Source organism: Brevundimonas sp. (genome assembly GCF_027484365.1).
Lineage (GTDB): Bacteria > Pseudomonadota > Alphaproteobacteria > Caulobacterales > Caulobacteraceae > Brevundimonas.
In genome coordinates, this window is sequence record NZ_JAIXTC010000019.1 from 214461 (window position 1) to 221899 (window position 7439).

At 66.8% G+C, this 7439-nt stretch carries 5 protein-coding genes; 1 reads left to right on the top strand and 4 read right to left on the bottom strand.

The annotated features are described in order from the left end of the window. Positions 1-12: 12 nt before the first annotated feature. The 4 genes from rpoB to Q0044_RS10505 all read right to left on the bottom strand — a co-directional run bounded on the left by rpoB (position 13) and on the right by Q0044_RS10505 (position 7028). Positions 13-4083: a DNA-directed RNA polymerase subunit beta gene (gene rpoB / locus Q0044_RS10490; RefSeq protein WP_298162061.1), complete on the bottom strand. Its 4071-nt coding sequence runs from the start codon at positions 4081-4083 to the stop codon at positions 13-15. Positions 4084-4471: 388 nt separating this feature from the next. Next, entirely contained in the window at positions 4472-5275 is an 804-nt protein-coding gene (locus Q0044_RS10495; protein ID WP_298162062.1) for a sterol desaturase family protein, read from the bottom strand. 90 nt (positions 5276-5365) lie between these two features. Further along, positions 5366-6439, bottom strand: coding sequence for a helix-turn-helix domain-containing protein (locus Q0044_RS10500; protein WP_298162063.1), 1074 nt, complete (start codon positions 6437-6439; stop codon positions 5366-5368). Between the two features lie 55 nt (positions 6440-6494). Further along, positions 6495-7028 carry a hypothetical protein gene (locus Q0044_RS10505; protein WP_298162065.1) on the bottom strand — a complete coding sequence of 178 codons (534 nt, stop codon included), beginning with the start codon at positions 7026-7028 and terminating at the stop codon, positions 6495-6497. Positions 7029-7191: 163 nt separating this feature from the next. Between Q0044_RS10505 and Q0044_RS10510 the strand changes: the two genes are divergently transcribed. After that, positions 7192-7439 (top strand): hypothetical protein (locus Q0044_RS10510; protein ID WP_298162066.1); only part of this gene is annotated, 248 nt, incomplete at its 3' end.

Below are 7439 nucleotides of genomic sequence, written 5' to 3' on the forward strand. Positions count from 1 at the left end.
GGCCGAAATCCGTCAGCTGTTCTCCAGCTCCACGTTCAGGCCCAGAGAACGCATCTCCTTGACCAGCACGTTGAAGCTTTCCGGAATGCCGGCCTCGAAGGTGTCGTCGCCGCGGACGATGCTCTCGTAGACCTTGGTCCGGCCGGCGACGTCGTCCGACTTCACCGTCAGCATTTCCTGCAGGGTGTAGGCGGCGCCGTAGGCTTCCAGAGCCCAGACTTCCATTTCCCCGAAGCGCTGACCGCCGAACTGAGCCTTACCGCCGAGCGGCTGCTGGGTGACGAGGCTGTACGGGCCGATCGAGCGGGCGTGGATCTTGTCGTCGACCAAGTGGTGCAGCTTCAGCATGTAGATGTAGCCGACCGTGACCGGACGCTTGAACCGCTCGCCCGTCTGGCCGTCGTACAGGTACGACTGGCCGGAGCGGTCGAGGCCCGCCTTCTCCAGCAGGTTCTCGATGTCGTCGATGTGGGCCCCGTCGAACACCGGCGTGGCGAAGGGAATGCCCTTCGACAGGTTCTTCGCCAGCTCGATCAGTTCCTCGTCGCTTTCCGGCAGTTCCTCGTCCGGCCCATAGGTGCCGGCGAGATAGTCGATCAACGCCTTGCGCTGGCCGCCGTTCTGCCAGTCCTCGAGCAGGTCGGCGACCTGCTTGCCGAGCCCGGCCGAAGCCCAGCCGAGGTGGGTCTCGAAGATCTGACCGACGTTCATCCGCGACGGCACGCCCAGCGGGTTCAGCACGATGTCCACGTGCTGGCCGTTTTCCAGATAGGGCATGTCCTCGATCGGGAGGATCTTGGAGATGACCCCCTTGTTGCCGTGACGGCCGGCCATCTTGTCGCCCGGCTGCAGCTTGCGCTTCACCGCCACGAACACCTTGACCATCTTCATCACGCCCGGGGGCAGTTCGTCCCCGCGCTGCAGCTTGTCGACCTTGTCTTCGAAGCGACGGTCGAGGCGCTTGCGGCCCTCGTCGAACTGGCGGCGCATGGCCTCCAGCTCGCCCATCGCCTTCTCGTCGTCGAGGGCGATCTGCCACCACAGGCCGGGCGAGATTTCTTCCAGCTTGTCGGCTTCGATCTTGCCGCGCGCCAGGCCCTTCGGACCCGACACGGCGGTCTTGCCCACCAGGAGGTCGCGCAGACGGCTGGTCATGTTGCGGTTCAGGATGCCGAACTCGTCGTCCCGGTCCTTGCCCAGGCGGTCGATCTCCGCCCGTTCGATGGCCAGGGCGCGCTCGTCCTTGTCGACGCCGTGCCGGTTGAACACCCGCACCTCGACGATGGTCCCGGCGACGCCCGGGGGCAGGCGCAGGGAGGTGTCGCGAACGTCGGACGCCTTTTCACCGAAGATGGCGCGCAGCAGCTTCTCTTCCGGCGTCATGGGCGACTCCCCCTTCGGCGTGACCTTGCCGACCAGGATGTCGCCCGGCATCACCTCGGCGCCGATCGCCACGATGCCCGCTTCGTCGAGGTTGCGCAGGGCTTCCTCGCCGACGTTCGGGATGTCGCGGGTGATTTCTTCCGGACCCAGCTTGGTGTCGCGGGCCATGACCTCGAATTCCTCGAGGTGGATCGAGGTGAAGATGTCGTCGCGCACGATGCGCTCGGAGATCAGGATCGAGTCCTCGAAGTTGTAGCCGTTCCAGGGCATGAACGCGACGAGCGTGTTCCGGCCGAGGGCCAGTTCGCCCAGGTCCGTCGACGGGCCGTCGGCGATGACGTCGCCGGACTTGATCCGGTCGCCCACCTGCACCAGCGGACGCTGGTTGATGCAGGTCGAGGTGTTGGAACGCTGGAACTTCTGCAGGCGGTAGATGTCGACGCCCGGCTTGGTGGGGTCGGTCTCTTCCGTGGCGCGCACGACGATCCGCGTGCCGTCGATCTGTTCGACGACGCCCGAGCGGCGGGCGGTGACCACGGCGCCGGAGTCGACCGCGACGATGCTTTCCATGCCGGTCCCGACCAGCGGCGCATCCGACTGGATGAGCGGCACGGCCTGCTTCTGCATGTTCGAGCCCATGAGGGCGCGGTTGGCGTCATCGTTTTCGAGGAACGGGATCAGCGACGCGGCGACCGAAACCACCTGCTTCGGCGACACGTCCATCAGGTCGACCTGTTCGCGCGGCAGCAGCGAGGGTTCGCCGTTGATCCGGCCGGGGACCAAGTCATCGACGATGTTGCCGTTGTCGAGCTTGATGTTGGCCTGGGCGATGACGTGCTTCGCCTCTTCCATGGCCGACATGTAGACGACTTCCTCGGTCGTCTTGCCGTCCTTGATCCGACGGTACGGGCTCTCGATGAAGCCGTACTTGTTGACGCGGGCGAAGGTGGCGAGCGAATTGATCAGGCCGATATTCGGGCCTTCCGGCGTTTCGATCGGGCAGATCCGGCCGTAGTGGGTCGGGTGCACGTCGCGGACTTCGAAGCCCGCGCGCTCCCGCGTCAGACCACCCGGGCCAAGGGCCGACAGGCGGCGCTTGTGGGTGATTTCCGACAGCGGGTTGGTCTGGTCCATGAACTGCGAGAGCTGCGAGGAGCCGAAGAACTCCCGCACGGCCGCGGCCGCCGGCTTCGCATTGATCAGGTCGTGCGGCATGACCGTGTCGATATCGACAGAGCTCATGCGCTCCTTGATGGCGCGCTCCATGCGGAGCAGGCCGACGCGGTATTGGTTCTCGAGCAGTTCGCCGACCGAGCGGACCCGGCGGTTGCCGAGGTTGTCGATGTCGTCGATCTCGCCCTTGCCGTCCCGCAGGCCGACCAGGGTGTTGAGCACCGCCAGCACGTCTTCCTTGCGCAGGATGCGCACGTCGTCGGGGCAGTCCAGCTCCAGACGCATGTTCATCTTCACGCGGCCGACCGAGCTCAGGTCGTAGCGCTCACCATCGAAGAACAGCGACTTGAACATCGCCTCGGCGGCTTCCACCGTCGGCGGCTCGCCCGGACGCATGACGCGATAGATGTCGAACAGCGCGTCCTCGCGGACGGTGTTCTTGTCCACCCGCAAGGTGTTGCGGATGTAGGCGCCGATGGTGACGTGGTCGATGTCGAGGACGTCGAGGGTGGTGAAGCCCTGCTCTTCCAGCGCCACGATCAGGGCCGGATCCAGCTCGTCGCCGGCTTCGGCGTAGATTTCGCCCGTCTCGAAGTTGACCAGGTCGCGCGCCAGGTAGCGGCCGTTCAGGGCCTCCGGCGGCAGCAGCAGGGTCTTGAGGCCCGCGTCGGCGAACTTCTTGGCGTTACGCGCCGAGATCTTGGTGCCGGCCGGCGCGATCTCTTCGCCGCTTTCGGCGTCGATCAGCGGGAACTCCGGCTTCACCCCGCGCCAGCGCTCGGGGATGTAGGCGGTCGACCAGCCAGCCGTCTTCTTCTCGTAGGCGACGGTCTTGTAGAACGTCGAGAGGATCTCCTCGCCGTCCATGCCCAGGGCCATCAGGAAGGTGGTGGCCGGCAGCTTCCGGCGACGGTCGATGCGGACGTAGACGATGTCCTTGGCGTCGAACTCGAAGTCGAGCCACGAGCCGCGGTACGGGATCACGCGGGCGGCGAACAGGAGCTTGCCCGAGGCGTGGGTCTTGCCCTTGTCGTGGTCGAAGAAGACGCCCGGCGAGCGGTGCATCTGCGAGACGATGACGCGCTGGGTCCCGTTGACGATGAAGGTGCCCTTCTCCGTCATGAGCGGGATGTCGCCCATGTAGACGTCCTGCTCCTTGATATCCTTCACGGAGCGGGCGCCGGTCTCTTCGTCGGTTTCGAAGACGATGAGGCGCAGCTTCACCTTCAGCGGCGCGGCATAGGTCATGTCGCGCTGGACGCATTCCTCGACGTCGTACTTCGGCTCTTCGAACTCGTACGAGACGTACTCGAGCACGGCGCGTTCGTTGAAATCCTTGATCGGGAAGACGGACTTGAAGACCGCCTCCACGCCCTCGTCGCGACGTTCGCCGGCGCGGACTTCGCGCTGCAGGAACTGTTCGTAGGAGGAGCGCTGAACCTCGATGAGGTTCGGCATCTGCACGGCTTCGGGAATGCGGCCGAACGAGAACCGGATCCGCTTCTTACCGGTGAAGGATTGCGCCATTTTGATCCCTTGAGGACGCCAGGAGGGTACTCCGGGCGTCGAATGTCTTCATCCTGTGTCCGCCCTACGGACTCCCTTGCGGGAGCCGGACACTGGAATGCTCCCCGTATCGTCGGGAGCGCCCCTTCGCATGGTCAGAGGGCTTGGGACCATGCCTCGAGGCCTGCACGCGCGAAGGCCGCATCGAAAAGATGTGATTCGGGAACTGTTTCGCGAGCCGGCGGAGATAGGCGCTTTCGCGCAACTTGTGAAGCCCCGCGCGTCAAAAAACGCATGTATGACAAGCGGTCGCAGGAGGATCACCCCCACGCCGCCGCCAAAACCTGGGCTCCGCGGCTAAGGCCCGGGGCTTATTCGCATAAGGCGGAGCACCCGGGTCAAGTTCCCGTCAGCCGGCGCGGACCGGCGCGCCGCCCTCACCCGCCGGGCGCCAGGCCGCCTTGGCGTAGCGCGCATGGTACTCGGGATGCTCGGTGCCCATCCAGCGATCCCACCAGGTGAACCAGGCCGCGTAGTTCCAGCCCGCCTGGGCGTGATGCAGGTCGTGGTGCGTGGTGGTGACGATGAAATCCAGCATCGGCCGTCCGTCGCGCCGCGCGGGCATCAGTTCATAGCCCGAGTGCAGCAGGGTGTTGGTGACGATCTGGTAGAGCATGACCCACTGCATGGCCCCGGACGACATGGGGAACACGATGGGGAACACCACTACATAGCCGATGAGCACCAGCGCCTCGCCGACGTCGAAGCTGTAGGCGGTGAAGGGCGAGGGGTTATTGCTGCGATGGTGGCGGCGATGGAACCGGCGGAACAGCCGCGGGTGGTGCATCAGCCGGTGGCTCCAGTAGAACCAGGCGTCGAGGCCCACGATCCCCGCCACCAGCGACACCCCGAACCAGACCGGGCCCCAGCTGTCGGCGATTGTCCCGAGCGGATAGAGCCCCGCCTCGTACATCCAGACCATCAGCACGCCGACCGTGGCGAAGATGACCATCGAGCGCAGCGAGTAGCCGAGCTCAGTCAGCATCTGCCACGCGGGCGGCGTCTCCGGCCGGATCTTCCGCGCCGCCAGCCAGGGTTTCAGCACGACCCAGAGCAGGAGCCAGACGCCGACCGTGAAGATGGCGTAGCGCAGCAGCGTGGGCTCCAGCTGGCTGAGCCAGACGTCGGCGATGTTCGAAAGCGCGCCCTGCATTGGCATTTCCTCTGGTGTGAGGACGCCAAGATGGATGGGCCCGCGCCGCGGGGTCTCGCCAGGATCGGAAAAGCCTCGCCGTTTCTGAAATCAGCCGGTCGTTTGCAGATCCGGCGAGCCCGAAAGGGCCGCTCTGCGCCACGCCGTCGGGGTCTCGCCCGTCGCCGCGCGGAACGCCCGGTTGAAGGGTCCGAGCGAGCCGTATCCCAGGTCAACGGCGATGGCGGCCACCGTCGTCCGCGCCTCCCCCGGATCGCCCAGGCGCGCCTTCGCCGCCTCGATGCGATAGCCGTTCACGAAGTCGGCGAAGTTGCGGTGCCCCAGACGGCGGTTGATAAGTCGCCGAACGCGGTGCTCGGGCTCTTCGAGCTGACCCGCTAGTTCGCCGATGGTCAGCCCCTCGCGCCGCCAGCCCCCTGCCGCCATCACGGCGTTCAACTTCTCCAGCAGCAGCCGGTCAGCCGCCTCGGCGCGACTATCCGCGACCGCCTCGGGACGACGAACGGTCCCGAACACCTCGCTGCGGGCCTGCAGGAAAACCATCGCCGTCAGCAGCGCCAGAAGGCTGACGAACAGGCCGCCGTACGGCTCGCCCACGTCGAACAGCAGCCAGAGGCGGTTGGGCGCGATCCGATAGCTGAAGGCGATCCCCACCTCGAACACGCCGAACAAGGCGCCGATCCCCAGCAACGGCGCGCGGAGCCGACGGCGGCCCTCGACCAGATCGCCACGCCAGCTCAGCGCGATCAGATAGGCGGCGTGCGCCGACAGCAGCGCCCCGGCCGCGTTCCGCAGGACCCACAGTGGCTCCGCGATCGCCTTCGGCGAATAGCTCATCACGAACCCGGTGACGAAGAGCGCCAGCGCCGGGCTGAGGGTCGCCAGGGTCACCCGCTTGTCCGCGAACATCACCGCGATGAACAGCCAGAAGGCCCCGCTGATCGGATAGGCCGGGATCATCACCAGCGGGCTGTTGCCGAAGGCGGCCCACAGCCGGTCGGCCTCGGTCATCATCCAGGCCGCCAGACTGACGCCGCCCAGCAGGGTGGCGATCTTCGCGTCCCGGGTCGCGGCGCTGCGCCAGCCGGTGAACGCCAGGATCAGCATCGCGCCGACGCCGATCCCGCGGAAAAAGAAGTCGAGGCTGGCGAGGGCGTCGTCCATTCCGCCAGCCTATCACGGCCGAGGTCCGGCTAAAGTGAAGCTCCCGTCAGACTCGTCATTGGCGCGTGGGCAGCAGGTCACCGAAGGGATTGGTGGCCGGGCGCGCCGCGGGCGTCGTTGGGCCGGCCGCTCCGATCTGCAGGCAGGTCTGGATGACCGCGGCGTTCCCGCCAGCGCCACGCACGCAGGCCGACACCGCCTGCTGGATCGCTGCGGGATTGACCGGCGGCGGCGGCGGGGCCGCAGCTGACGGCGCCTGGCGGCTCTGCGCCGCACTGAGGGCCGCCCCCAGGAGATTGGCGATGCCGGCCGCCTGCCCCGGGCCGCCAAGCCCGGCCGGCGCGCCATTGCCGCGAAGCCCCAGCTGGCCCAGCGCCGCTGCGGTGTCCTGCGGCGAGACGACCGTCATGCCCAGGCTTCCCCGGAACTTGGCGCACTCCGGGATCAGAGCGCCGGTGCTCGATCCACAGATCTGCATGGCCTGCGTCGCGCGGTTGTACTGCTCTGCCGACTGGGCCCGGGCGGGTCCCCCAGGCAGGCTCGCGGCCAAGGCGGCGACGACGCTCGTCAGGATGATGGTCTTGGTCATGGCGCACACGGTGCGCCAGCTCACCGCCGCTGCCCTCCCCCTTTCGGGGGTGCTTGTGGCGCAGCCGCGACTCGCGAATGTTGCCATCGTCATGGGGGAATAAGTCGGATCGACAACTTCGGCGCGCGAGCGCCGCTGTCGGTTCGCGGGGAAACAATACGACGTGAAAACTCTGATGCTCGCGCGTCTGGGCGCGATGGCGATCGCGGTCGCGCCGGCATGGGCGATGGCTCAGGAGACTCAGCCCGCACCGGCGGCTGCAATGGGGGTCGCGCCGTCAACGCCCTGTTGCATCATCCCCGCGGGGATGGTCGTCGAGCTTGAGGTGACCGAAGCAGTCTCGACCAAGACCCATAAGCGGGGCGACAAGTTCCCCTTGCGGCTCGTCCGTCCCATCGTCGTCGATGGCCG

Coding starts and splice junctions, on each gene's coding strand:
- rpoB (WP_298162061.1), bottom strand. CDS start 4,083: ATGGCGCAATCCTTCACCGGTAAGAAGCGGATCCGGTTCTCGTTCGGC.
- Q0044_RS10505 (WP_298162065.1), bottom strand. CDS start 7,028: ATGACCAAGACCATCATCCTGACGAGCGTCGTCGCCGCCTTGGCCGCG.
- Q0044_RS10500 (WP_298162063.1), bottom strand. CDS start 6,439: ATGGACGACGCCCTCGCCAGCCTCGACTTCTTTTTCCGCGGGATCGGC.
- Q0044_RS10495 (WP_298162062.1), bottom strand. CDS start 5,275: ATGCAGGGCGCGCTTTCGAACATCGCCGACGTCTGGCTCAGCCAGCTG.